The organism is Atlantibacter hermannii, assembly GCF_009907385.1.
Lineage (GTDB): Bacteria > Pseudomonadota > Gammaproteobacteria > Enterobacterales > Enterobacteriaceae > Atlantibacter > Atlantibacter hermannii_A.
Window position 1 is genome coordinate 31797 of the sequence record NZ_JAAATR010000056.1, and the last position, 26735, is coordinate 58531.

Genomic DNA, 26735 nt, shown 5'->3' on the forward strand with positions numbered 1-26735 from the left:
TCTATACACGGTCAAATAAGGGCTAAAACCTTATTATTCAGCTTCTACAAAGCTTTCTTCAGCCTGAGAAGCCAGGTCCTGAGAGCGTGCTTCGCGAACGGTGGTCGCTACCGCGTTCAGGTACAGGGTTACAGCACGGATTGCATCGTCGTTACCCGGGATAACGAAATCAACGCCATCCGGATCGGAGTTGGTATCAACGATTGCAAATACCGGGATACCCAGGTTGTTTGCTTCTTTAATCGCGATGTGTTCGTGGTCAGCATCGATAACAAACAGAGCGTCCGGCAGGCCACCCATGTCTTTAATACCGCCCAGGCTGTTTTCCAGTTTTTCCAGCTCACGGGTACGCATCAGCGCTTCTTTCTTGGTCAGCTTGTCGAAAGTACCGTCCTGAGACTGAGTTTCCAGATCTTTCAGGCGTTTGATGGACTGACGAACGGTTTTCCAGTTAGTCAGCATGCCACCCAACCAGCGGTGGTTTACGAAGAACTGGTCGCAGCTTTCGGCAGCTTCTTTCACAGCTTCGCTTGCAGCGCGTTTAGTACCAACGAACAGGATTTTGCCTTTGCGAGCAGCAATTTTGTTCAGCTCAGCCAGGGCGTCGTTGAACATCGGTACAGTTTGCTCAAGGTTGATGATGTGAACTTTGTTACGCGCACCGAAGATGAACGGCTTCATTTTCGGGTTCCAGTAACGGGTCTGGTGACCGAAGTGAACACCAGCCTTGAGCATGTCGCGCATGGAAACAGTTGCCATGTTTAAAACCTCTATATAAAAGTTGGGGTTATGCCTCCACGTATCCCATATTACCGACCCCGAAGGGCACCCCGGAATATGTGCCGATACGTGTGTGTTATTACACATAGTGAGAATGTCGCTTCTGCGCCGCAGCGTGTAGTAAATGCGGAACAGAAGTCCGGCGCGCTTTATACCATAAAACCCGTTAAGACACCAACAGTAGTTCACGCTGCGTTAGCCAGATTAAATCTCAATTTGGCTCAGCCCTGCCGCCCTGTTAACATTGTTATTACTTGCTTAAATCTTGTCGACGTAACGACAACTGCGGACGTTATTCATGGCTATTTCTATTAAAACCCCTGACGAAATCGAAAAAATGCGCGTCGCCGGCCGCCTTGCCGCCGAAGTGCTGGAGATGATTGAACCTCACGTTAAGCCAGGGATCAGCACCGGCGAGCTCGACCGGATCTGCAACGATTACATCGTGAACACCCAACACGCGGTCTCCGCGTGCCTCGACTACCACGGTTTTCCGAAATCGGTCTGTATCTCGATTAACGAAGTGGTATGCCACGGCATTCCGGACGATGAAAAACTGTTGAAAGACGGCGACATCGTCAATATCGACGTTACCGTGATCAAAGACGAATACCACGGCGATACCTCGAAAATGTTTATCGTCGGCAAACCGACCATTCTGGGCGAGCGCCTGTGCCGCGTCACCCAGGAGAGTCTCTATCTGGCGCTGCGCATGGTGAAACCGGGCATTCGTCTGCGCACCCTGGGCGCGGCGATCCAAAAATTCGTCGAAGCGGAAGGCTTCTCCGTGGTGCGTGAATATTGCGGACACGGCATTGGCCGCGTGTTCCACGAAGAGCCGCAGGTGCTGCACTACGATGCTGACGATGGCGGCGTGGTGTTGCAGGCCGGTATGACCTTTACTATCGAGCCGATGGTCAACGCGGGCGATTACCGCATCCGCACCATGAAAGACGGCTGGACGGTAAAAACCAAAGACCGCAGCCTGTCTGCGCAATACGAGCACACCATTGTCGTGACGGAAACCGGTTGCGAGATCCTGACGCTGCGTAAGGATGACACTCTCCCGGCCGTACTGACCGCCGACGCGTAAGCGCACATTAATGGCCCTGTCTCAGGGCCGTTTTTTTTATCCTCTATGCCGTATTCCGCTGTTGCCCATCACAAAATGATCCTTTCTATTTGCGCGTAACTTTTTTACTTTGTTGTCACAGTCCCGGGTTCCCTGAATCGTTGGGCAAACTAATTTCCTTTGGGGTGGCGCCATGAGTAATACCTTACCTGAACCTTTCGTCAGCACCATTATCCCCACCCTGCCCGGCCAGCCTGATAACCCAGGCGTCTGGCCGCAGGCGGACCTGCACTGCCAGGCTATCAAAGCGCATATCGACCAGTTCCAGCAGTGGCTGGCCAGCGCCTTTGACAGTGGGTTGTCCGCAGAAACGCTGATTGAGGCGCGGACTGAATTTATCGACCAGTTGTTGCAGCGGTTGTGGATTGAATACGGCTTCGGTGAACTGAGCGAAGCGGCGTTAGTCGCGGTGGGCGGCTACGGGCGCGGCGAGCTGCATCCTTTGTCCGACATCGATTTGCTGATCCTGAGCCGCAAGCGGTTAAGCGAGGCGCAGTCCCTGAAAGTTGGCGAGCTGCTGACCCTGCTGTGGGACGTGAAACTGGAAGTGGGCCACAGCGTGCGCACCCTGGAAGAGTGCCTGCTGGAGGGGTTATCCGATCTCACCGTCGCCACCAACCTGATTGAATCCCGATTGTTAACTGGCGACGTGGCGCTGTTCCTGGAATTGCATAAGCATATCTTTTCAGAAGGTTTCTGGCCTTCCGAGCGCTTTTTCGCCGCCAAGGTCGATGAGCAGCAGGAGCGCCATAAACGCTACCACGGCACCAGCTACAACCTTGAGCCCGACATAAAAAGCAGTCCCGGCGGCCTGCGCGATATCCACACCTTACAGTGGGTGGCGCGGCGGCACTTTGGCGCGACGTCGCTGAGCGAAATGGTCGGCTTCGGCTTTCTGACCGAGGCCGAACGCAACGAGCTGGACGAGTGCCAGCACGTATTGTGGCGCATTCGCTTCGCGCTGCATCTTGAGCTTAACCGCTATGACAACCGCCTGCTGTTCGATCGCCAGCTCAGCGTAGCCCAGCGCCTGCACTATCAGGGCGACGGCAATGAGCCCGTCGAGCAGATGATGAAGGATTTTTACCGGGTGACGCGCCGGGTCGGCGAACTCAACCATATGCTGTTGCAGCTGTTTGATGAGGCGATTCTGGCGCTGCCCGCTGATGAAAAGCCGCGTCCGCTGGATGATGACTTCCAGCTACGCGGCACGCTTATCGATCTGCGCGATGAGAACCTGTTTATCCGCGAGCCGCAGGCCATTCTGCGCATGTTTTACGCCATGGTGCGTAACCGCGACATCACCGGCATTTACTCCACCACGCTGCGCCATCTGCGCCACGCGCGTCGTCATTTAACGGAGCCGCTGTGTTATATCCCGGAGGCGCGCAGCCTGTTTTTATCGATGCTGCGCCACCCGGGCGCGGTGAGCCGCGGGCTGCTGCCCATGCACCGCCACAGCGTGCTCGGCGCCTATATGCCGCAGTGGTCGCATATCGTCGGCCAGATGCAGTTCGACCTGTTCCACGCCTATACGGTGGATGAACACACCATCCGGGTGATGCAGAAACTGGAGAGCTTCGCGCTGGAAGAGACGCGCCAGAAGCATCCTTTATGCGTGGAGCTCTGGCCGCGCCTCACCCACCCGGAGCTGATCCTGATTGCCGCGCTGTTCCACGATATCGCCAAAGGCCGGGGCGGCGACCACTCGGTGCTGGGCGCGCAGGACGTGCTGAAGTTCGCCGAACTGCATGGCCTGAACTCGCGGGAAACACAGTTGGTGGCCTGGCTGGTGCGTCATCATCTGCTGATGTCGGTCACCGCCCAGCGCCGCGATATTCAGGATCCGGAAGTGATCAAGCAGTTTGCCGAAGAGGTGCAAACCGAAAACCGCCTGCGCTTCCTGGTGTGTCTGACGGTGGCGGATATCTGCGCCACCAATGAAACCCTGTGGAACAGCTGGAAGCAGAGCCTGCTGCGCGAACTCTATTTCGCCACTGAAAAACAGCTGCGGCGCGGGATGCAGAACACGCCGGACATGCGCGAGCGGGTGCGTCATCATCAGCTTCAGGCGCTGGCGCTACTGCGCATGGACAATATTGATGAAGAAGCGCTGCACCGCATCTGGGCCCGCTGCCGGGCCAACTATTTTGTGCGCCACAGCCCGAACCAGCTTGCCTGGCATGCCCGCCACCTGCTGCAACACGATCTCAGCAAGCCGCTGATCCTGCTAAGTCCGCAGGCCACGCGCGGCGGCACCGAAATCTTCATCTGGAGCCCGGACCGTCCTTACCTGTTCGCCGCCGTGTGCGCGGAACTCGACCGGCGCAATCTCAGCGTCCATGACGCGCAGATCTTCACCACCCGCGACGGCATGGCGATGGATACCTTTATCGTGCTGGAGCCGGACGGCAAACCGCTGGCGGCGGATCGCCACGAAGCGATTCGCTATGGCCTGGAACAGGCCATTACCCAGCGCACCTGGCATCCGCCGCAGCCGCGTCGCCAGGCCGCCAAACTGCGCCACTTTACCGTTGAGACCGAGGTCAATTTTCTGCCGACCCACACCGATCGGAAATCGTTTATGGAGCTGATAGCCCTCGATCAGCCAGGGCTTCTGGCGCGCGTCGGCCAGGTGTTCGCGGACCTGGGAATTTCGCTCCACGGGGCGAGAATCACGACAATTGGGGAGCGAGTAGAAGATTTATTTATAATCGCAAATGCGGACCGGCGTGCCCTTAATAATGCGCTGCAACTAGAGGTGCAACAACGGTTGACAGCCGCCCTCAATCCAAACGATAAAGGGTAACGAATTTTTTTACGCAATATGGAAAGAGACAATGCAGCAGTTACAAAACGTTATTGAAGCCGCTTTCGAGCGTCGCGCCGACATCACTCCCGCGAATGTGGATACCGTCACCCGTGAAGCGGTGAACCAGGTTATCGCGCTTCTTGATTCCGGCGCGCTACGCGTGGCGGAGAAGATCGACGGCCAGTGGGTGACGCATCAATGGCTGAAAAAAGCGGTGCTGCTTTCTTTTCGCATCAATGACAACCAGGTCATCGACGGTGCGGAAAGCCGCTACTTCGATAAAGTGCCGATGAAATTCGCCGACTATGACCAGGCGCGTTTCCAGAAAGAAGGTTTCCGCGTGGTGCCGCCCGCAGCGGTGCGCCAGGGTGCGTTTATTGCCCGCAACACCGTGCTAATGCCGTCCTATGTGAACATCGGCGCATACGTGGATGAAGGCACCATGGTCGATACCTGGGCGACCGTGGGCTCTTGCGCGCAGATCGGTAAAAACGTTCACCTGTCCGGCGGCGTAGGCATCGGCGGCGTACTGGAGCCGTTACAGGCCAACCCCACCATCATCGAAGACAACTGCTTTATCGGCGCGCGTTCTGAAGTGGTGGAAGGCGTGATCGTGGAAGAAGGTTCAGTGATTTCCATGGGCGTGTACATCGGCCAGAGCACCCGTATTTATGACCGTGAAACCGGCGAAGTGCATTATGGCCGCGTTCCGGCTGGCTCCGTCGTGGTCTCCGGCAACCTGCCTTCGAAAGACGGCAAATACAGCCTATACTGTGCGGTAATCGTCAAAAAAGTCGATGCCAAAACGCGCGGCAAAGTGGGCATTAATGAGCTGCTTCGCACTATCGACTAAAGATGAATAAAAAAGGCGGGATAACCCGCCTTTTTTGTACCCGGTTGTGGCATTAACGAATTATTTCATTAATTATTTCTGGGTTAATGTTTCGCTAAGGATACCGCTATGTACGATAATCTGAAGAGTCTGGGGATCACCAATCCTGAAGAGATTGACCGGTACAGCCTCCGGCAGGAAGCCAACAACGACATCCTGAAAATCTACTTTCGTAAGGATAAAGGCGAGTTTTTTGCCAAGAGCGTGAAGTTTAAATATCCGCGCCAGCGCAAAACCGTGGTGGCTGATGGCGTAGGGCAGGGTTACAAAGAAGTGCAGGAGATCAGCCCAAATCTGCGTTACGTGATCGACGAGCTGGATCAAATCTGCATGCGCGACCGTACTGAAGTGGATCTGAAGCGTAAAATTCTCGACGATCTGCGTCATCTGGAAAGTGTGGTGACCAATAAGATCAACGAAATCGAAGCCGATCTGGAAAAACTTACCCGTAAATAATTCTCTCAGGGCGGGTATTCTCCCCCGCCCTGCTTTCCTCTGTTAGCGTTGTTCGTCGAGCTGTAACGCAATATACAGCAGTAACCTGTCGTCAAAATTCCCCAGATCCAGCCCGGTCAGTTCCGAGATCCGGTTCAGACGGTATTCCAGCGTATTGCGATGGATAAACAGCGCCTTGGACGTCGCCAGCGGCTGTACGTTGTGACGAAACCACGCGGTCAGGGTGCGACGCAGCAGGCCGTTGTTGTCCATCGCTTTCAGCTTCGCCAGCGGGCGCGCCAGCTCATTGGCTTGCCAGCCGCCGCGCAAACTGTCCAGCAGCACCGGCAGCATCAGATCCTGATAGAAATAGCTGCGCACGTCCGGCATGCGCTGTTTGCCGACCATCATGGTCGTGCGCGCGGTACGCCAGGAGCGGGCAATGCTGCCTGGCCCGGTAAAGTAGTTGCCGAGCGCCACGCGAAAACGCAGATGCCCGCTCTCTTTCATCCGGGCGATCAGCTGCTCGACGCGGCGACGGTGATCTTCCGCATCCCAACGACCAAAGGCATTGAGCGCGGGCTTCAGTACCACCATTTCGGTCAGCGAAACGATCGCCACCAGATTATTGCGTTCGGGCGTGGTGAGCGCGGTTTGCAACTGTTGCAGCTCCGCCATGGCGCTGTCGACGCCGAGCTGGCCGCTGTCCACCTCCACCACGGCGACCACGCGGGGCTGGTTCAGATCGATACCTAAACGCTGCGCCCATTCCATCAGCGCCGGGGTATGCTCTTCGGTCTGGATCAGGTTCATCACCAGCTCTTCGCGCAGACGGGTATCCTGCGCCAGCATGTGCATCAGACGCGACTGCTCAAGCATCATCTCGGCCGTCATGCACACCAGCTCGCCGTACTTGCGCAGATGCACCGGATCGCCCGTCAGGCCGATCACGCCGACAATTTCCCCTTCAATACGCAGCGGCAGGTTAATCCCCTGACGCACGCCGTGCAGGCTGCGCGCCACCGCATCGTCGATATCCACCACGCGGCCCTGAGAAAGCACCAGCAGCGCGCCTTCGTGCAATTCACCAATACGCTCCTGGTCGCCGCTGCCGATGATACGCCCGCGAGCATCCATAACGTTGATATTGGTATCAATGATGCGCATCGTGCGTGACACGATATCCTGCGCCATTTTGGTATCAAGATGCCAACCCGCCATTGTGCCCCTCCGCTCAATCAATGGTTCAGAATAAGGCACAAAAAAACCCCGCGCATTGGGCAAATGCACAATGCGCGGGGCCAGACTATGGAGTTGTGGAAAGGGTCACAAAAAACCCTTCAACCATTACTGCATCAGCAGGTAAAGCGTGGTATCGCCGCGTTTTACGTTCAGCGCCAGCACCGACGGTTTGCTGTCGAGAATTTTGCGCAGTTCAGCGATGTTTTTCACCGGCTGCTGGTTAGCACCCAGGATAATATCGCCTTTTTTCAGGCCGATACGCGCCGCCTGAGAACCGGTTTTCACGCTATTCACCACCACGCCCGGATTATTGCCAGTCTGGTTGCTCATCTCCGCGCCTTCAATCCCGTTGAAGATGGAAGAAGAATCCACCTGGTTCTGGCTGCTCTGCTGGAGTTCCAGCGTCACCGACGTCGGTTTGCCGTCGCGCAGCAGGCCCAGAGTGAGTTTACTGCCCACCGGCATGGTGCCAACCTGAGCGCGCAGTGCCGCGAAGCTGTTAATCGGCTTGTCGTTCAGCGAGACGATCACGTCGCCCGCCTTCACGCCCGCTTTGGCCGCAGAGGAGTTCGGCATCACCTGGCTGACGAACGCGCCGCGCTGGGCATCGACCTTCATGGCTTTCGCCAGTTCGGAGTTCAGCTCAGTCCCCATGATGCCCAGTTCGCCACGGCGCACCTGACCGTATTCCACCATCTGGCTGGTCAGGTTTTTCACCATGTTGCTCGGGATGGCGAAGCCGATACCAATGTTGCCGCCGTCCGGCGCGAGGATCGCGGTGTTAATCCCGATCAGTTCGCCGTTCAGATTAACCAGCGCGCCGCCGGAGTTACCCCGGTTGATCGCCGCATCGGTCTGGATAAAGTTTTCGTAGTTTTCAGCGTTCAGGCCGCTACGGCCCAGCGCCGACACAATCCCGGACGTCACGGTCTCGCCGAGGCCAAACGGGTTACCGATCGCCACGGTGTAGTCGCCGACGCGCAGCGCGTCAGAATCGGCCAGTTTAATCGCCGTCAGGTTTTTCGGATCCTGGATTTGGATCAGCGCGATATCGGAACGCGGGTCCTTACCGACCATTTTGGCGTCCAGCTTGCGGCCATCGCTGAGCTGTACTTTGATGCTGGTGGCGTTATCTACCACGTGGTTGTTGGTGACCACATAGCCTTTGGCGGCATCAATGATAACGCCGGAACCCAGCGCCATAAATTTCTGCTGCTGACCGCCTTGCGGACCGGCACCGCCGCCCTGGCAGAACGGCGAACTCTGGAACGGCGAACCGTCCTGGCAGAACGGCGAGTCGTCGCCGAAGAACTGCTGGAAGTTACGCGGAAGGCGCGGGTTGTTGACCGCCGTGGTTCCTTCCACATTAATGCTCACCACTGAAGGCATGACTTTTTCAAGCATCGGCGCCAGGCTTGGCATCGGTTGAGCAACCGATGCCGCCGAGGCGGTTTCAGCAGCGACAGCGGAGACAGGACTTAATGCCAGGCCCATGCTCAGAGCCAGCGCACTCAATGCTAACGTGGTTTTTTTCATCTGTTTCATTCTCAATTAATTAGTCAGGCAAAATTGCTGTGAACGTGACTATCAGAGTGATTTTAGCGCGTGAAGTTCCACGGCTGAATTTCTTGAAAAGTAAAAATTTATTGGCCGTCTTTACAAAACTTTCGGATATTATTCTACCGCCATCAGCTTGCGGTATTCATCCCATGCATAAAGATCGGTCATGCCGCTAATATAATCCTGGATAAGACGACAACGATAATAATATTCCCAAACCGGAAAAGCAGCATCATTACGATTAACGTGACTCATTGCTTCAATATAGGCCAGGCGGTGCCGCCCCGACAATTTATGAAATAGCCGGGTTTCAATGGGTAAGCGTCGGCCACTGGCCTCTTCCACTAATAACCGGAAGTCGTCTGCGCCCAGCAGCAACAACGGTTGATATATATCTAACAGTCCCTTAATCACCCGGTAACCCTGTAATTCGAGCTGTTCAACATCCGGATGGCTAAATACGTGGCGCACCGCGACATTTTTATAAAGCTTCAGGAGGCGGCTATATGGGCTGTCATCTTCCAGCAGCGCATGATTAAAACAGCCCGGGAAAATGGTCGGTAAATTATCAATAAAACGCTGAGCCGCATAGGGCACCAGTTTATTCAGCGTGTTCACCCTTAAATACATAAAGAACTGATCTTCCACGCTACGCTGCATGGAATTGGTCATCGATTTATCCCAGGCGTTTTGCACCACCTGGGCAAACAGATCGCCAGACTGATGGTCGCCCCAGGCGTCGCGCAAATGCTGGTACAGTTGCTCGGCGCTGAAAATGCGTTTCTCCACCGCGTCTTCTAAATCCGCAACGCAATAGGAGATGTCATCAGCGGCTTCCATAATCCACGTCAATGGAAATCGGCAGTATTCATCCAGTGAGAGTTCTTTACGTAACCGTACAATGTACTCTTCTTCCGAGAGGTAAAAGCCCGGTTTTTTCATCAAATAGCTGTGGCTTTCCGGCGTGGGGCCGGTAAACCAGGCGGGGCGGGTATATTTTAAAATCCCCCCGACCTGCGCCCAGGTGAGATTCATGCGCAGCAGCGTATGCACCAGCCGGATGCCCTGGGCATTGCCTTCAAACTGGCAAATATCATTGCGCACTTTACGCCGCAAAGCGTTCAGCGCGTCCTCGCCTTCGTGCAGTTGCAACACCGCCACCTGGCAGCGATCGCCGCTGAGCGGCTGGCTGGTGGCGTCGGCTGGCACCAGCCGCTGGCGAAACCAGTCGTTTATCGCCGCTTCGCCAAAGTGGCCAAACGGCGGATTACCGATGTCATGCATCAGGCAGGACATCTCCACAATACTTTCGAACGGACCGGTGAGCTCATCTAACCCGTACTCCGCCAGCAGCCTGCGCTCCTTCAGGCGGCTGAGCACCTCTTTGGCGATATAGCGGCCTACCTGCTGTACTTCCATGGAATGGGTCAAACGGGTGCGCACCGCAGCGTTGCGCTCAAGGGGAAACACCTGGGTTTTCTGCTGGAGGCGACGAATGGCGGGAGAGTTAACGATGCGTCCGCGATCGCTTTCAAAAATGCGCACAATTTCATGCTCGCTTTTCACGCCCTGCGGCGAGCGGTAGCGGCGACGCCAGTTAATCTTATTGCGAAAGTCGAACTCAGCCATAAGCCCTCCAGCTCTTAATCAGAAGCGAATTATTTCCCTGCCATTGCCATGATAGACTATGCCCCTGAATCTAACATTTAGCGAGTATCTCTATGAAAGCAGGCATCATTGGCGCAATGGAAGAAGAAGTCACCCTTCTGCGCGACAAAATCGAAAACCGTCAAACCCTGAACATTGCCGGTTGCGAAATTTATACCGGAACCTTAAACGGAACCGACGTGGCGCTGCTGAAATCGGGAATTGGTAAAGTGGCGGCGGCGATGGGCGCAACCCTGCTGCTGGAACACTGTAAACCTGACGTCATTATCAATACCGGCTCCGCGGGCGGCCTGGCGCCGACGCTGAAAGTGGGCGATATCGTGGTGTCGGAAGACGTGCGCTATCACGATGCCGACGTTACCGCGTTCGGCTACGAATACGGCCAGCTGCCGGGCTGCCCGGCAGGCTTTAAAGCCGATGAAAAGCTGATTGCCGCAGCCGAAGCCTGCATTCAGAAACTGGATCTCCACGCGGTGCGCGGCCTGGTGGTGAGCGGCGACGCGTTTATCAACGGCGCGGAAAACCTGGCGAAAATCCGCCAGCATTTCCCGAATGCGATTGCCGTTGAAATGGAAGCTACCGCCGTGGCGCACGTGTGCCATAACTTCGGCGTGCCGTTCGTGGTGGTGCGCGCCATTTCCGACGTGGCGGATCAGCAATCCCATCTCAGCTTTGACGAGTTTCTGGCGGTGGCGGCGAAGCAGTCCAGCCTGATGGTTGAAACGCTGCTCCAACAGCTCCAGCATGGCTAAGTTCAAACGCTTCGGGGCGCTGTGCGCCCTTTTACTGCTTCCGGCGTGGCTGTTTGCCGCGCCGCGCGTCATTACCCTTTCGCCGGGCAACACCGAACTGGCGTTTGCCGCAGGCATTACGCCCATTGCCGTCAGTTACTATTCCGACTACCCGGAAGCCGCCAAAAAGCTTGAGCAGGTGGCCAACTGGCAGGGCATGAACTTTGAACGTATCGTGGCGCTAAAACCGGATCTGGTTGTCGCCTGGCGCGGCGGCAACCCGGAGCGCCAGGTTAACCAGCTAAAAGCGCTGGGTATCGAGGTGCTGTGGCTCGATCCGCTGACCGTGGACGATATCGTTGCCGCACTGCGCCAACTGGCAAAATGGAGTCCAACGCCCGAACAGGCCAACGCCGCCGCCGACAAGCTGGCTACGGAATTTGCCGCGCTGCGAAAACAGTACGCCGATAAACCAAAAACCCGGGTTTTTCTCCAGTTCGGCGATCACCCGCTGTTTACCTCCGGAAAGTCCTCCCTGCAAAATCAGATTCTGGAAGTGTGCGGCGGTGAAAACATCTTTGCCGACAGCCGCGTACCCTGGCCGCAGGTCAGCCGCGAGCAGGTGCTGATGCGTAAGCCGCAGGCCATTGTGGTGGCCGGTGAACAGCGCAATATCCCAAAAACATCGCAATTTTGGCATGACCAGCTCAAAGTTCCGGTTATTGCCCTTCACGACGACTGGTTTGAACGGTCAGGCCCGCGTATTATCCTCGCCGCAAAACAGCTCTGCCAGGCAATGGCGGAAACAACAAACTGAGGGTGAGCAATGCTGGTCTATTGGCTGGATATCATTGGTACTGCCGTTTTTGCTATTTCAGGGGTTTTACTGGCCGGTAAGCTGCGGATGGATCCGTTCGGCGTACTGGTACTGGGCGTGGTGACTGCCGTGGGCGGCGGCACCATCCGCGATATGGCCCTCGCCCACGGCCCGGTATTCTGGGTAAAAGATCCGACCGATCTGGTGGTGGCGATGGTCACCTGTATGCTGACCATTGTGCTGGTGCGCCAGCCGCGCCGTCTGCCGAAATGGGTGCTACCGGTGCTGGATGCGGTTGGGCTGGCGGTGTTTGTCGGCATCGGGGTGAACAAAGCCTTTATGGCCGGGACCGGCCCGCTGGTGGCGGTGTGTATGGGCGTACTGACCGGCGTGGGCGGCGGGATTATCCGCGACGTGCTGGCGCGCGAAGTGCCGATGATCCTGCGCACCGAAATCTACGCCACCGCCTGTATTATCGGCGGCATTGTTCATGCCAACGCCTTCTATCTGTTCGGCATGCCGCTGGAACAGGCCAGTATGGTGGGCATGGTGGTAACGCTGGCAATCCGGCTGGCGGCGATCCGCTGGCACTTAAAGCTGCCGACCTTCGCGCTGGATGACCGCGCCTGAAAACAAAAAAGCCGTGATGCAATCACGGCTTTTTTTATCGGCGTTATGGCTCAGATACTGAATGAAGAACCGCAGCCGCAGGTGCTGGTGGCATTCGGGTTAGTCACCACGAAGCGAGAACCTTCCAGCCCTTCGGTGTAATCCACCGCGCCGCCCACAAGATATTGCAGGCTCATCGGATCGACCACCAGCGCGACACCCTGTTTTTCAATGGTCATGTCGCCTTCGTTGATCTGGTCATCAAAGGTAAAACCATACTGGAAGCCGCTGCAACCGCCACCGGTGATATACACACGCAGTTTCAGGTTCGGGTTCTCTTCATCGGCAACCAGGCTTTTTACTTTATTGGCTGCTGCATCGGTAAATTGCAGAGGCAGCGCTACGTCATCACTCATTATTTGCTCCCATTGATACGGCGATTCGGGTAATTAACCGAATGCTGGAGGCGGTCCCGGGAAAGAAACGGCCAGAAGTATGACGGATATCACCCAATCTTTTGGTCATTATCTAATACCCTGGTAAATCGTTCAAGTATTCTCCGGTCGGGCAGCCTGCTGCCGCTCCGCTTCCTGTTTCGCGAGCGTACGCGCGAGGATCGTGGAATAGAGCGGCTTGCCGCCCAGGAACTGCGCCAGCAGTGTGGCACCCAGGCAGGTAATAATCATTGGCAATATGAGCTGATAATTGTCGGTCATTTCCAGAACCAGCACGATACCGGTCAGCGGCGCGCGCACCGACGCGGCGAACAACGCCCCCATTCCGGCGATGGCAAAGGTGCCCGGCTCCAGCTGCCACGCCGGGAACCAGGCGATACAGGCCATGCCGAACGCGGTGCCCAGCAGCGTCCCCAGCGCCAGCATCGGCGCAAAAATGCCGCCCGGCGCGCCAGAGGAAAAGCACAGCACCGTAGTGATGATGCGGGTGATAAAGATAAACAGCAGCATCCCGACGGTAAAATTGCCCGCCGCCGCAATGGGGATCAGATTAAAGCCGCCCCCCGCCGCGCTGGGCTCGATCAGCCCCAGCACGCCGCACAGCCCGCCGATTAATCCGCCGATCAACACCCACCGGGTGATATTGCCGCCGTGGATGCGGGCGAAGATATCCTGCGCTTTCAGCACCAGCGCGTTAAACAGCGGCCCGACAATGCCAAAAATCATCCCCAATACCAGATACAGCCACAGGGTATGGATCGGCGCGTTGGAGAGTTGACCGACATCGATAATCGCCGTTTCGCCGTTAAACACGCGAAACACAATGCTCGACATAATCACGCCGGTGAACACCGCCTTAATGGAAATCAGGCTGTAGCGAAACTGCGGGCGCATCTCTTCGATGATAAACAAGATGCCCGCCAGCGGCGCGTTAAAGGCCGCAGAAAGGCCCGCCGCCGCGCCGGTCGCCAGCAGCGTATGGCGCGCCTCTGCGCTGCGCATGCGGAAAACATCCAGCACCATGCGCCCGATATTGCCGCCGATCTGCACGGTCGGCCCTTCGCGCCCCAGCACCATGCCCGCGCCCAGCGTTCCCATGCCGCCGAAAAACTTCACCGGCAACACGCGCCACCAGCGCACCGGGCGTAATTCTTCCATCGCGCCTTCGATTTCCGGGATGCCCGAACCGCCGGCTTCCGGCGCAAAACGGCGCACCAGCCAGTAGCCGAACATCGCCAGCAGCGCCGAAACGATAAACGCCAGCGGCCAGACCAGCCATGCACGGTCTGCGGTGCTGGCCAACAGCATCATGCGGTTTAACTGCACCCACTCGACGGCTTTATCAAACGCCACGCCCGCCAGACCGGTGAGCGTGCCGACCACGGCGGCCATCAACAGGATCGCGACGGGGGTTTTATCGCGATTAAGCAATTGCCGGATCCGCTCGCGCCGCGTCAGGCGGATAAACTGCTGTGCTTCAAACGAGGAGTTCTCAGAGTTCATACATCATCATTTTTAGGTAGTTTTTTAACGCGCGGCATTTTACTCGCCCTGAAGCCAGGCGTCGCGAGGAAAATCCCTTCGAATTATGATGCTTTAATCGGGCAAAACTTTTATTACCTTCCGTGGATCCCTTAGAATAGCCCGTTGTTACCCATTCCACGAATCAGGAGCCGATTCATGAGTAAGTCTGAACATCTCTACGCTGCCGCACGCGAGCTTATCCCTGGCGGGGTTAATTCACCGGTCCGCGCGTTTACCGGCGTAGGGGGCACACCACTTTTCATTGAGCGCGCCGATGGGGCTTACCTGTATGACGCCGACGGAAAAGCCTATATCGACTACGTGGGCTCCTGGGGTCCGATGGTGCTGGGACATAACCACCCCGCCATCCGCAACGCGGTCATCGAAGCCGCCCAGCGCGGTTTAAGCTTTGGCGCGCCCACCGAGATGGAAGTCAACATGGCGCAGCTGGTGACCGAACTGGTGCCGACGATGGATATGGTGCGGATGGTGAACTCCGGCACCGAAGCCACCATGAGCGCAATCCGCCTGGCGCGCGGTTACACCCATCGCGATAAAATCATCAAATTCGAAGGCTGCTATCACGGCCACGCCGACTGCCTGTTGGTGAAAGCCGGGTCCGGCGCGTTGACGCTCGGCCAGCCAAACTCGCCGGGCGTCCCGGCGGATTTCGCCAAACACACCCTGACCTGCACCTACAACGATCTCGCCTCGGTGCGCGAGGCGTTTGAGCAGTATCCGCAGGACATCGCCTGTATTATCGTCGAGCCGGTTGCCGGCAACATGAACTGCATTCCGCCTCAGCCGGACTTCCTGCCGGGCCTGCGTGCGCTGTGCGACGAATTCGGCGCGCTGCTGATTATTGATGAAGTGATGACCGGCTTCCGCGTGGCGCTGGCGGGCGCGCAGTCTTATTACGGCGTGGAGCCGGATCTGACCTGCCTGGGTAAAATCATCGGCGGCGGTATGCCGGTGGGCGCGTTCGGCGGACGCCGTGAAATCATGGAAGCGCTGGCGCCAACCGGCCCGGTTTACCAGGCGGGAACGCTGTCCGGCAACCCGATTGCTATGGCGGCGGGCTACGCCTGTCTGACCGAAGTGGCCCAGCCGGGCATTCACGCCACCCTGACCGACCTGACTACCCGTCTGGCGGAAGGCCTGCGCGAAGCGGCGCAGGAGGCAGGGATCCCGCTGGTGGTGAACCACGTCGGCGGCATGTTCGGCCTGTTCTTTACCGATGCGCCGAGCGTGACCTGCTATCAGGACGTACTGGGCTGCGATGTCGAGCGCTTTAAGCGCTTCTTCCATCTGATGCTGGAAGAAGGCGTTTACCTTGCGCCGTCGGCGTTTGAAGCAGGCTTTATGTCCGTAGCGCACAGCGAAGAAGATATCGATAACACCATTGACGCGGCGCGTCAGGTGTTCGCCAGGTTGTAATACTCAGGCCCGCGCTATCCGGCGCGGGCCGCTTTCTTTTAGCGTTGCAGATGCACGCGTAATCCGCTCTCCCCTTCCGCCAGTTCCGGCCTCAGGATTAACGACGGGATCAGGTAGTCGCCGAAGTTCTGTCGACGAAACGGCAGCGGGGCTGTTTGTTCCAGGGTTTTCATCCGCGCCTCCAGCTTCTCGCACTCCACCTGAAAACGCGCATCGTCCATCTTATGGGCGCGATAAATCACGTGCGGCGGCAGCACATCGAAACCCGGATACCACAGCATCCCGTGGTGGATGGGAAACAGAATGTCGTCGATCCCGCCGTTGATGCCGCGCGGGTGGTAATGGCTCTCCCAGCCGCCCGCCGTGATCACCAGCATGGCGCGCTTGCCGGTCATATTGCCCTCGCCGTAGCGGTCGCCCCAGTGGCTATCAGAATGTTCGCCCACGCCATAGGCAAAACCGTAAGCGTAGACGCGCTCAAACCAGCCCTTCATTATGGCGGGCATCGAGAACCACCACAGCGGGAACTGAAAAATCACCGTATCCGCCCAGCGCAGTTTTTCCTGCTCGCGGGTGATATCCGGGGTCTGTAATCCCTGTTCGTAACCCCGTTTTGAATCCTCCGCCGGATCGAACGGCTTGCCCTGGCGATCGCGGGTAAAGTCCGCCGCATCCAGCGGGGCCTTCCAGTTCATGGCATACAGATCGGACACCTGGACCTGATGGCCCAGCGCGGTTAGCTGCGTCACCATAGCCTGTTTTAGCGCCCCGTTTAGCGACTGGGGTTCCGGATGGGCATAGACAATCAGTACATTCATATTCATTTCTCCTGATGAAAAGTGACGCCAGCATCGCTCTTCGACAGGTATAGTGGAAATGAATAGCCTATATATCAGGTATAGCGATGAACAATCTCACTGGTCTGGATCTGAACTTACTTCTGACGCTGGATGCGCTGCTTACCGAGCAGAACGTCACGCGCGCGGCGGCGCGGCTGCATCTTTCTCAACCCTCGGTCAGCGTGCAGTTAGCTAAACTCCGCGAATCATTAGGCGATCCGCTGCTGCTGCCGGGGCCGCGCGGCATGCGCCCTACCGCCAGGGCCGACGCGCTGCGCGAGCCGTTACGTCAGGCGCTGCGGGCGCTGGATCATGCCATCGCCTCACCGCAGCCCTTCGATCCTGCACAGGCGTCCATTACCTGGCGCATCGCCGCCTCGGATTACAGCGAATATTCCGTCCTGCTGCCCGCGCTGGACGGGCTGCGCCAGGCCGCCCCGCACTGCCGTCTGGCGCTGCTGGAAATCCCCTCAACCCGGCTCTCCGCTGCGATGGAGCATGACAAACTGGATCTGGCGATTTTTACCCGCACCGGCGCGCCGCCGGAACTGCGTAGCCGTTTCCTGTTCGATGAAAATTACCGGCTGGTGTGCCGCCACGATCATCCTGAACTGCAACGCGCGCCGGATCTGGCGCAGTTTTGCCAACTGGAGCATGTGATTGTCTCGCCGGACGGCGGCGGTTTTGCCGGCAGCACCGACGAGGCGCTGGCGAAACTGGGGTTAAGCCGCAACGTGGTGCTGTCGGTGCCGCACTTCAGCTTTGTCAGCGCCGTGTTGAGCCGCACCAGGCTGGTGGCGATGTTGCCGGAACGGCTGGTGCGCGACGATCCGGCGCTGCGCGTGCTGGACGCGCCGATTGAGATCGCAGGGTTTGAGAAGATGATGCTCTGGCCCGAGCGGGTACACCGCGACCCGGCGCATCAGTGGCTGCGCGAGTTTATCGCCCGTGCGGTTTCGGCAGAATAAGGCCCCTTCCAGAACGAAAGAGGCCGGCTCTTTTAACGGCTCTGCTTACGCAGCAGATACACAAAGTACGGCGCGCCGATAAAGGTCGACAGCAACCCGGCGGGGATCTGGTACGGGAACATCACCATTCGTCCGCACCAGTCGGCGACCACCAGCAGCAGCCCGCCAAGCAGCGCGGAAATGACCAACTGCGGCAATGCGCGACGGAACCCCATCATCCGGGTGATGTGCGGGGCCATCAGCCCGACGAAACTCAGCGGGCCGATAGTCATGGTCGCCGCCGCCGTCAGGCCCGACGCCAGCATCAGCAACGCCACGCGCGATGGCGTGAGCGCCAGCCCCACCGCCCGCGCCGTATCGCCGCCCAGCGGCAGTACGGTCAACCAGCGGCGGCACAGCGGCGTCAGCGCCAGCAGCGCCAGCATCACGATAAAACTGTACACCGCGTGCTGGCCGGTCACGCTGTAGGTCGACCCGGAAATCCAGGTGATGACTTTCGCCATCCGCGGATCGCCGCTGGCCTGCAGCATCATCAGCAGCATGGTGAAGGCGGTACTTAACGCCATCCCGGCGAGCAGCATCCGGTGCGGAGAAAACCCGCCGCGCCCGGCGGCGATCATGATAATCAGCAGCGTGGCGGCAGCGCCCAGACTCCCGGCAGGCAGCAGCCAGCCATAGGCGTCTCCCGGCACCAGGAACAGCATCAATACCACGCCAAACGCCGCGCCGGAGCTGATGCCCAGCACTTCCGGGCTCGCCATGGCGTTGCCGGTCAGCCGCTGGATAATGCAGCCCGCTACCGCCAGCATGCAGCCTGCGGTCATCGCCGCCAGCACGCGCGGCCAGCGCCACGGCAGCAGGTCGCGCAACAGATCGCCGCTGGCCCAGGTCCAGCCGTGCGCATCACGGCCAAACGTCAGGGCAACGGCAATCAGCAGCAGCAGCGCCCCAAGGCCCGCCAGGCTGAAGAGCAGCACGTGCTGGCGCTCGCCAGGAATATGATCGCCCGCGTCAAGCGACGGCGCGCTCTGGGTGCGCAGGCGCGGCAGCAGCCACAGCAGCAGCGGCGCGCCGATTAACGCCGTCACCGCGCCGGTGGACACTTCCATCCACACCCGCGTCAGCCAGACAATCATCTGATCGGAGAGCCACAGGATCAGCGCGCCAATCAGCGGCGCGAGGATCAGCCGGGACAGCAGGCGGCGCGCGCCGAGCATTTTCGCCAGCAGCGGCGCAAACAAGCCGATAAAACCGATAATCCCCACGGCGTTAACCAACAGGGCACTAATCGCGATAGCCAGCACCAGCGCCGCCAGGCGCGCCATGGAGAGCGCCAGACCCAGATTGCGCGCCACGCCGTCATCGAGGCCCATCAGGGTAAGCGGGCGCAGCAGCAAGAGCGTCAGCATCACGCCGCCCAGCAGTTGCGGCCACAGCCGGGAGACAATGCTCCAGTCGGTCTGGTTCAGCGCCCCGGTGCTCCATAAAAATACGCTTTGCAGCTGGTCGTGATGGAAAATCACAATCAGCTGATTCACCGCGCCGCAGTACAGGCTGACCACCAGCCCCGCCAGAATCAGCGTGATGGGCGACAGGCGTTTATTCCAGGCGACGCCGAAAACGATCAGCCCCACCAGCGCCGAGCCCGCCAGCGCGGCGAACTGCGAAGTCATATAGCCGCCGGGCAGCGCCCACAGCGTGGCGATGGCAACGCCCAGTTGCGCGCCCGTCGCCACCCCAAGCGTGGTCGGCTCCGCCAGCGGATTGCGCAGCACCTGCTGGAACAGCACCCCTACCAGGCCCAGCCCTGCGCCAACCAGCAGCGACAGCGCCAGGCGCGGCAGCGCGCTGTAGTGGAACAGCATTTGATCGAGGACATCCTGGCTGGGGTGCCACAGCGCTGCGCTCCACTGGTCGCGCGGCAGTTGATGATTGAGGTTAAACCAGGTGAGCCACAGCCCGGCCAGAAACATCACCGACAACAGCACCGGCGCGAGCAGATTGCTTTTGGCCCTCATGCTTTGCCTCCCAGCGCCGCATCCAGTACCCGGCAGAAATGCATCGACGACAGGGTCGCGCCGTAGAACCACACGGCGGGCACGCGCTGGAAGCGCTGCTGGCGGATAAACGGCATCGCGTTCCACAGCGGGGTGACGGCGATACGTTTCATCAGGGCGTCATCGCCGTGTTCAAAGCACAGCACATCAGCGTCTTTTATCGCCGCCAGCCGTTCGATACCCACCACGGCGCTGCCCCAGAAATTGGTTTCGCCGTGCCAGGCGTTGGGAATGCCCATCACATCCATTACCTGCTGGAACAGGCTGTTTTCGCCAATCACCAGCACGTGGCGCTCGTCCATCAGGGTCATCATCAGGATCGGACGATTTCCCCGTCCGGCAAAGCGCGGTTTCATCTGCGCCAGATAAGCGTCAAACGTATCCAGATGCGTGTGCGCCGCCCGGGAAAGCCCCAGCAGTTCGCCCATCTCCAGCAGCGAGTTGCGCGCTTTGGTCAGGGGTTGTTTCCCGTCGCTGAAGCTGAAGCCGCGCCCCGGCGCGATAGGCCGTAACGTCTCTTCTGACGGGCCATAGCCTGTGGACCAGACCAACATTGACGGTTTCATTTGCGCCAGCAGTTCAAGATTCGGCTCGGTACGCAGCCCGACGTCGATCACCGTGTCCGGCAATGCAGGCTCATTGACCCACATTTTGTAGTTAACAATATCGGCCACGCCGTAAGGCATCACGCCAAGCGCCATCAGCAGTTCAACAGGCAGCCACTCCAGCGCCACCACGCGATGCGGGTCGACCGTTGCGGCGCGGGCGGAACCCATTTGCCACAGCAGCGGCGACAGCGCCATCGCCGTCACCAGACGACGACGGGAAATCAGGGTTAACAGGGAATCAGACATCAGTAGACAAAGCTCACCGGGGCCGCGCCCGCAGGATGGGGCAGTATCCCCATAGGAATACCGTAAATGCGTTCCAGGGTTTCGCTCTGCATCATGGCGGCAGGGTCGCCCTGGGCAATCATTTCGCCGCCGCGCAGCGCCACCAGATAATCACAGTAGCGCGCCGCCATGTTGATATCGTGCAGCACGGCGATCACTGTTAAGCCTTTTTGCTGGCTCAGGCGATGGATCAGCGCCAGCACGTCCACCTGGTGGGCGATATCCAGCGCCGATGTCGGTTCATCCAGCAATAAACAGCGGCTGTCCTGAGCCACCAGCATCGCAATCCACACCCGCTGGCGTTCGCCGCCGGACAGGCTGTCCACCAGACGATGGGCGAACGGCTTCAGCCCTACCAGCTCGATAGCCTCTTCCACTTTCTCACGATCGGCCACGCCGAAACGCCCTAACGCGCCGTGCCACGGATAACGGCCAATCGCCACCAGCTCGCGCACCGTCATGCCTTCGGCGGGCGGCAGTTGCTGCGGGAGATAGGCCACCTGGCGGGCAAAGGCTTTGCTGGTCCACTGGTCGAGCGGCAAATCGTTGAGCAGCAGATCGCCGTCGGACGGCTTCTGATGGCGGCCAAGCATTTTCAGCAGGGTGGATTTCCCGGAACCGTTATGGCCGATCAGGCCCGTCACTTTACCGACAGGAAAGGTCAATGAGAGCGGGTGAAGCAGGGTTCGGCCTGGCACCCGGAAGGTGATATCGCGCAGAGAAAAAGTGGTATCGGGATGCGTCTGTTTATCCTGCATAGTCATCAACTTGATAAAGGGCACGGCGAACCGTGCCCGAAAACGGATCAGAAACGGAAGGTGGCGGTCGCGACAACCTGACGTTCCGCGCCCCAGAAGCAGCCATAGGTGTTGAAGCAGCTGGCGACGTATTCACGATCGAACAGATTGTTGACGTGCAACGCCACGTTGGAGCCCGCCATGCCTACACGCGCCAGGTCGTAGCGGACCAGCGCATCCACCAGGGTGTAGCTGCCGACTTTAAAAGAGTTCGCCGGATCGCCGTAGCTGGCGCTGGTATAACGCACGCCGGTGCCCAGGGTCAGGCCGGAGAGCGGGCCGTCAAACATCGTGTAATCACCCCACAGCGATGCCATGTGTTTTGGCACCTGAGCCGGGGTGTTGCCTTTGTAGTCGGTGTCGGTGGTGTATTCCGCATCGGTATAGGTGTAAGAACCCACCATGTTGATGCTCGCAGAAAGCGCCGCTTTGGCCTCCAGTTCAACGCCGCGCGCGCGGATTTCGCCGCCTTCAACCGAGAAGAATGAGCCCGCAGGATCGGCCATCAGGTTGTTGGTTTTGGTGAGCTGGTACACCGCGCCGGTCAGCACGATCGGACGGTCTTCCGGAACGTACTTCACGCCCGCTTCGTACTGTTTGCCTTTCGACGGCGCGAAGATGCTGCCATTCTGGCCTACGGTAGAGGCCGGTTCGAACGACTCGCTGTAGCTGAAGTACGGGGTCACGCCGTTGTCGAACAGGTAGTTTACGCCGCCGCGCCAGGTGAACTCGTTATCATTGCGCGAGTGCTGGATATTCGCTTCACGATCCAGCGAATCCTGCTCCGCCCAGTCGTAACGGCCGCCCAGCGTCACCAGCAGTTTGTCCCACTGCGCCTGATCCTGCACGTAAACGCCGGTCTGTTTCTGCTTGTTCAGCACCCGGTACGCCGCGCCTGGGCCAGGGTGAGCGTCGAAATCAAAATCGCTGCGGTCGAGGTTATAGATATCCGATGACGCCACGGAACCTGCCCAGCCAAACCAGGAGTTGATGTCGTTACGCATGCGCATGAAGTCGACGCCGGTCAGCAGGGTGTGGTCCACGGAGCCGGTAGCAAAGGTGCTTTGCAGTTGGGTATCAACCGCGAAGTTCTCTAATTTCTCGTAATCGTCCACATAACGGCGGGTCAGGGTGTGGTCCCATTCTGACGGCGCGATGGTTGCGCATGGGCTGTTATCCGGATCGCCGGTGTACAGCGGATCGGAACACATCCCATAACCGTAAACGCTTTTTTGCGAGGTTTTGTTCTGCGCGTAACGCAGGTTCTGACGCACGGTAAAGGTGTCGTTAAAGCCGTGTTCGAAGCTGTAACCCACCATTTTCTCGTTACGCGAGTAGGTGTTGTTTTCCGCGCCTTCGTTGAAATCGGTCGGCAGGCGGCTGCCGTTCGGCAGCGTGGTTACCGTGCCCTCTTTCGGCAACCAGCCGTAATAACCCGTTTCCGGTTCGTTCTGGAAGTAAGAGAGGAACGTGAAGTTAGTTTTGTCATCCGGACGCCAGCTAAACGACGGCGCGATGGCGTAACGCTGCTCTTCCGCGCCCTGCTGCTGGGCATTCGCCGAACGCGCCAGGCCGGTTAAGCGATACGAGTAAACCCCGTCGTCATCCAGCGCATCGCTGAAATCAAAACCAGTCTGATACAGGCTATCGGTGCCCATCTTGAACTGGACTTCGTACAGCGGCTCGGTGGTCGGACGCTTGCTGACCATGTTCAACAGGCCGCCCGGGTTGCTCTTGCCGTACAGCACGGAAACCGGGCCGCGCAGCACTTCGGCGCGCTCCAGCATATACGGGTCAATCACCGCATCGTTATAGAAGTTGCCCTGCATCTTCAGGCCGTTCAGATAGTTATTCTGGCTCTGGCCGTCGGAGGCGAAACCGCGAATGATCAGGTAGTCATAAGTGTTGGATGCGCCACGGGTTCCCACAGCCACGCCCGGCGTGTAGCTCAGGGCTTCCTTCACGGATTTCGGCTGGTGCAGCGCCATCTCTTCGGCGGTGACCACGGAAATGGACTGCGGTGCCTTCTGGATAGGCGTATCCGTTTTGGTGGCGGTGGCAGACTGTCTGGCCGCGATGGTAGCCGCCGGGCCCCATGCGCTTTCCTGCGGAGCCGCTGCGGTAACGGTGATGGTGTCTTCTTTTTGAGTGGTGTCAGCCGCAAAAACCGGAGCAGAAATGCTGCCGACTGCTGTGGCTATCATCACTGCGATTTTACGCAGTGAGGTACTGACTGGCTGAGCAGTGTCTGGACGCGCCATTGGATTTTCTCTACGTGAATATGACGAATGATAACGTAAACGATAATTATTATTATGCCCGCAGGATAATATGCGAAACGGTGTTTATATAGCAAGCAGCACACATCCCTGATTTCGCTAAGGGAACAAGAAATAATCACCTTGCTAAATGTGGGTTATATACGGGTATTGCAGGGGTTACCGGGATGTGAAAAAACGTGGGAATGGCGGCGTTCAGAGACACGAAGGGCGGGAAAATCCCGCCCTTTATTAAGGGTGCTACGGCGTTAGTTGCCGCCGAACATATCTTTAATCCAGCCTGCTACGCCATCGCTTTTCTGCTCCTGCGCCGGTGCCTGCTGTTGTTGCTGAGGCTGCTGTTGCGGCTGCGATGACTGGTCAAACGGGTTACCCGACGGCTCTACCGGGCGGCTCTGCTGGCACAGCGCATCCGGGTTGGTGGTCCATACCGGCAGCGAACGCACCCCGCCGCCACCGCACAGGAAGTACCCCTGATCGTCCACGCCCATATTGACGATATCTTCCGGCGGCGTCAGATCCAGCGCGATGGGCGACTGGTTGCTGAGGTAGCGCTGGTAAATCGACATCGCACCGCTGGCCCCGTACAGTTTGGTCGGCTGGTTGTTGTCACGTCCTACCCAGGTGATCACCACTTCACGCCCGTCGATACCGGCAAACCAGGTATCCACCTGATTGTTAGTCGTACCGGTTTTCCCGGCCAGATGCAGGCCAGGGAATTTCGCGCCCAGTTGACGACCGGTCCCGCGCTGCACCACCTGTTGCATGGTCCACAGCGTCATGTAGGCTGCCTGCGCCGGGACAGCGCGTTCAGACTGCGGGAAGCTCTGGAACAGCGGGGTGCCGTCTTCGGCAATCACCGAACGCACCGCTGACAACGTGGCGCGGTTACCGCCGCTGGCGATGGTCTGGAACGCTTGCGCCACTTCAATCGGCGTCAGGTTCAGCGCGCCCAGCAGCATCGCCGGAACCGGGTTCAGTTGGTCTTTCGGCACGCCCAGCTTCAGCCAGGTCTCGGTGACCGCAGGCAGGCCAATCGCCATCCCCAGGTTCACCGTCGGCACGTTCATAGAGCGGGTCAGCGCATCCACCAGCATCACCTGGCCGCTGTAACGGCGATCGTCGTTCTGCGGCGACCACACCTTGCCGTTCGGCTGAGGCAGTGAGATCGGCGCATCGGCAATCCAGGTGTTCAGGCGGTACTGGTTCGGCTGGCTAAGCGCGGTGAGATAGGTCGCCGGTTTAGCCAGTGAGCCGATAGAACGGCGGGCCTGCATGGCGCGGTTATACCCGGCAAACTGCGGATTCGCCCCGCCGACCATCGCGCGCACTTCACCGCTAAAGCGATCGACCACCACCATCGCGGTTTCCAGATCGCTCAGCTTACGCTGCTTAATCAGCGCCGGAATGCCTTCGATAGCGGCTTTTTCCGCCGCGTCCTGCGCCACCGAGTCAAAGGTGGTGAAGATCTTCACGCCGGAGAGATCTTTTATCTTATCGCCCAGTTTGGTTTGCAGCTCCTGACGCACCATCTGCATAAACGCCGGCTGCGGAGAGATCACCCCACCGCGCGGTTGCACGCCCAGCGGACGGGCGCTCAGCATGTCATACAGCTCCTGGTCGATAACCTTCTGTTCCTGCAACAGACGCAGCACCAGGTTACGGCGCTCCAGCGCCATTTTCGGGTTACGCCACGGGTTGTAAATCGACGCGCCTTTTACCATGCCCACCAGCAGCGCCTGCTGGTCAAGGCTTAGCTCGTCGACCGGGCGGCCAAAGTAATACAGGCTGGCCAGCGGGAAACCACGAATTTCGTTATCGCCGCTCTGGCCGAGATACACTTCGTTCAGGTACAGCTCAAGGATGCGGTCTTTGCTGTAGCGCGCGTCCATGATCAGCGCCATATAGGCTTCGTTGGCCTTACGCCACAGGGTGCGCTCGCTCGACAGGAACAGGTTTTTCGCTAACTGCTGGGTCAGCGTACTCGCCCCCTGAACGGCGCGACCGGCTGTCAGGTTCGCCAGCACCGCACGGCCAATTGAGTAGAGGCTAATGCCGTCATGCTCGTAGAAATGGCGGTCTTCGGTCGCGATCAGCGTATCCACCAGCAGGTCCGGGTAGCCGCTGCGCGGCACGAACAGACGCTGCTCGCCGTTCGGCGAAGAAAGCATCGTGATCAGACGCGGATCGAGGCGGAAGAAGCCAAACTGGCGCTTGCTGTCGAGGTTCTCAATGGTCTCCAGACGATCTTTGCTGAACGTCAGACGCGCGCGCACCTGCCCTTCTTTACTGTCCGGGAAGTCGAACGGGCGACGGATCATCTCGATGCTGTTGGCCTGCACGGTAAACTCGCCCGGGCGCGTCATCCGCGTCACCTGGCGGTACTGCGTCGCCTCCAGCAGTTGCACCATCTCCTGCTTGCTGACGGGCATATCCGGCTCAAGGTTGACCATCCGGCCATAGACCGCGGCGGGCAACTGCCACACTTTACCGTCGATGCGGCTGCGGATCTTCTGATCGAGATAAACGCCGTAAATCACCAGCGCCACGATCAGCACCAGTAAAATTTTCAGTAACAGCCAGAGCCAACGGCGTTTTCTCTGCGGCTTTTTCCCTTTGCCTTTCCGTGGGGGCATCGGCTCCTCGTCTGCATCGTCTTCATAATCGTCGTACTCATCATCTCTGAGACGACGACGGGTTACTTTCTGTTTCACCGGACGTGAAGGTCGCCCTTTGCGCCCGATGGGTTCGCGGTCATTCCCCGCCATGCTTTCTCTCCACTACGTTCAGGCGCGAGGGCCTGATTCT

General features: G+C 58.6%; 21 protein-coding genes. 9 read left to right on the forward strand and 12 right to left on the reverse strand.

Going from position 1 to position 26735, the window contains the following annotated elements:
- Positions 1-33: 33 nt before the first annotated feature.
- Positions 34-759, reverse strand: a complete 726-nt coding sequence (gene rpsB / locus GV764_RS14955; protein WP_002436951.1) for a 30S ribosomal protein S2 — start codon at positions 757-759, stop codon at positions 34-36.
- Between the two features lie 319 nt (positions 760-1078).
- Here rpsB and map point away from each other — a divergent pair, with 319 nt between their 5' ends.
- The 4 genes from map to GV764_RS14975 all read left to right on the forward strand — a co-directional run bounded on the left by map (position 1079) and on the right by GV764_RS14975 (position 6072).
- Positions 1079-1873 (forward strand): type I methionyl aminopeptidase, encoded by a 795-nt coding sequence (gene map, locus GV764_RS14960; protein ID WP_161660825.1) that lies wholly within the window; start codon positions 1079-1081, stop codon positions 1871-1873.
- 172 nt (positions 1874-2045) lie between these two features.
- Positions 2046-4721, forward strand: coding sequence for a bifunctional uridylyltransferase/uridylyl-removing protein GlnD (gene glnD, locus GV764_RS14965; RefSeq protein ID WP_161660826.1), 2676 nt, complete (start codon positions 2046-2048; stop codon positions 4719-4721).
- Positions 4722-4752: 31 nt separating this feature from the next.
- Positions 4753-5577, forward strand: coding sequence for a 2,3,4,5-tetrahydropyridine-2,6-dicarboxylate N-succinyltransferase (gene dapD, locus GV764_RS14970; RefSeq protein ID WP_161660827.1), 825 nt, complete (start codon positions 4753-4755; stop codon positions 5575-5577).
- A gap of 108 nt (positions 5578-5685) precedes the next feature.
- Positions 5686-6072 carry a DUF3461 family protein gene (locus tag GV764_RS14975; protein ID WP_125293607.1) on the forward strand — a complete coding sequence of 129 codons (387 nt, stop codon included), beginning with the start codon at positions 5686-5688 and terminating at the stop codon, positions 6070-6072.
- Positions 6073-6114: 42 nt separating this feature from the next.
- Here the strand turns inward: GV764_RS14975 and GV764_RS14980 are convergent, their stop codons facing one another.
- The 3 genes from GV764_RS14980 to dgt all read right to left on the reverse strand — a co-directional run bounded on the left by GV764_RS14980 (position 6115) and on the right by dgt (position 10482).
- Positions 6115-7272 (reverse strand): CdaR family transcriptional regulator, encoded by a 1158-nt coding sequence (locus tag GV764_RS14980; RefSeq protein WP_125293608.1) that lies wholly within the window; start codon positions 7270-7272, stop codon positions 6115-6117.
- 126 nt (positions 7273-7398) lie between these two features.
- Positions 7399-8829, reverse strand: coding sequence for a serine endoprotease DegP (gene degP / locus GV764_RS14985; RefSeq protein ID WP_161660828.1), 1431 nt, complete (start codon positions 8827-8829; stop codon positions 7399-7401).
- 138 nt (positions 8830-8967) lie between these two features.
- The gene (gene dgt / locus GV764_RS14990; protein ID WP_161660829.1) at positions 8968-10482 is read right to left on the reverse strand and encodes a dGTPase; all 1515 of its coding nucleotides are present in this window, start codon (positions 10480-10482) and stop codon (positions 8968-8970) included.
- Positions 10483-10574: 92 nt separating this feature from the next.
- Here dgt and mtnN point away from each other — a divergent pair, with 92 nt between their 5' ends.
- From mtnN to GV764_RS15005, 3 genes are read left to right on the forward strand one after another with little or no spacing between them, the layout of a single operon-like run.
- Entirely contained in the window at positions 10575-11273 is a 699-nt protein-coding gene (mtnN, locus tag GV764_RS14995; protein WP_161660830.1) for a 5'-methylthioadenosine/S-adenosylhomocysteine nucleosidase, read from the forward strand.
- Positions 11266-12069 (forward strand): vitamin B12 ABC transporter substrate-binding protein BtuF, encoded by an 804-nt coding sequence (gene btuF, locus GV764_RS15000; protein WP_161660831.1) that lies wholly within the window; start codon positions 11266-11268, stop codon positions 12067-12069. Before mtnN ends, btuF begins: the two co-directional genes overlap by 8 nt.
- A 9-nt stretch (positions 12070-12078) precedes the next feature.
- On the forward strand, positions 12079-12699 hold the full coding sequence (locus GV764_RS15005) for a TRIC cation channel family protein (protein ID WP_161660832.1): 621 nt from the start codon (positions 12079-12081) through the stop codon (positions 12697-12699).
- Between the two features lie 50 nt (positions 12700-12749).
- Here GV764_RS15005 and erpA read toward each other — a convergent pair whose 3' ends face one another.
- Positions 12750-13094: an iron-sulfur cluster insertion protein ErpA gene (gene erpA / locus GV764_RS15010; RefSeq protein ID WP_125293614.1), complete on the reverse strand. Its 345-nt coding sequence runs from the start codon at positions 13092-13094 to the stop codon at positions 12750-12752.
- Positions 13095-13226: 132 nt separating this feature from the next.
- A complete protein-coding gene (gene clcA, locus GV764_RS15015) occupies positions 13227-14636 on the reverse strand; it encodes a H(+)/Cl(-) exchange transporter ClcA (RefSeq protein ID WP_161660833.1) in 1410 nt (469 codons plus the stop codon).
- A gap of 177 nt (positions 14637-14813) precedes the next feature.
- Here clcA and hemL point away from each other — a divergent pair, with 177 nt between their 5' ends.
- Complete coding sequence (gene hemL / locus GV764_RS15020) at positions 14814-16094, forward strand: glutamate-1-semialdehyde 2,1-aminomutase (protein ID WP_161660834.1); 1281 nt, start codon at positions 14814-14816, stop codon at positions 16092-16094.
- Positions 16095-16132: 38 nt separating this feature from the next.
- Here hemL and GV764_RS15025 read toward each other — a convergent pair whose 3' ends face one another.
- Positions 16133-16912 (reverse strand): NAD(P)H-dependent oxidoreductase, encoded by a 780-nt coding sequence (locus GV764_RS15025; protein ID WP_161660835.1) that lies wholly within the window; start codon positions 16910-16912, stop codon positions 16133-16135.
- A gap of 86 nt (positions 16913-16998) precedes the next feature.
- Here GV764_RS15025 and GV764_RS15030 point away from each other — a divergent pair, with 86 nt between their 5' ends.
- The gene (locus GV764_RS15030; protein WP_161660836.1) at positions 16999-17901 is read left to right on the forward strand and encodes a LysR family transcriptional regulator; all 903 of its coding nucleotides are present in this window, start codon (positions 16999-17001) and stop codon (positions 17899-17901) included.
- A 32-nt stretch (positions 17902-17933) separates the two neighbouring features.
- Here the strand turns inward: GV764_RS15030 and fhuB are convergent, their stop codons facing one another.
- The 5 genes from fhuB to mrcB all read right to left on the reverse strand — a co-directional run bounded on the left by fhuB (position 17934) and on the right by mrcB (position 26695).
- A complete protein-coding gene (fhuB, locus tag GV764_RS15035) occupies positions 17934-19919 on the reverse strand; it encodes a Fe(3+)-hydroxamate ABC transporter permease FhuB (protein ID WP_161660837.1) in 1986 nt (661 codons plus the stop codon).
- Positions 19916-20812 (reverse strand): Fe(3+)-hydroxamate ABC transporter substrate-binding protein FhuD, encoded by an 897-nt coding sequence (gene fhuD, locus GV764_RS15040; RefSeq protein ID WP_161660838.1) that lies wholly within the window; start codon positions 20810-20812, stop codon positions 19916-19918. The genes fhuB and fhuD overlap by 4 nt, the downstream gene beginning before the upstream one ends.
- Positions 20812-21609, reverse strand: coding sequence for a Fe3+-hydroxamate ABC transporter ATP-binding protein FhuC (fhuC, locus tag GV764_RS15045; RefSeq protein WP_161660839.1), 798 nt, complete (start codon positions 21607-21609; stop codon positions 20812-20814). Before fhuC ends, fhuD begins: the two co-directional genes overlap by 1 nt.
- A 47-nt stretch (positions 21610-21656) precedes the next feature.
- Positions 21657-23909: a ferrichrome porin FhuA gene (fhuA, locus tag GV764_RS15050; protein ID WP_161660840.1), complete on the reverse strand. Its 2253-nt coding sequence runs from the start codon at positions 23907-23909 to the stop codon at positions 21657-21659.
- 266 nt (positions 23910-24175) lie between these two features.
- Positions 24176-26695 carry a bifunctional glycosyl transferase/transpeptidase gene (gene mrcB / locus GV764_RS15055; RefSeq protein WP_161660841.1) on the reverse strand — a complete coding sequence of 840 codons (2520 nt, stop codon included), beginning with the start codon at positions 26693-26695 and terminating at the stop codon, positions 24176-24178.
- Positions 26696-26735: the final 40 nt, after the last annotated feature.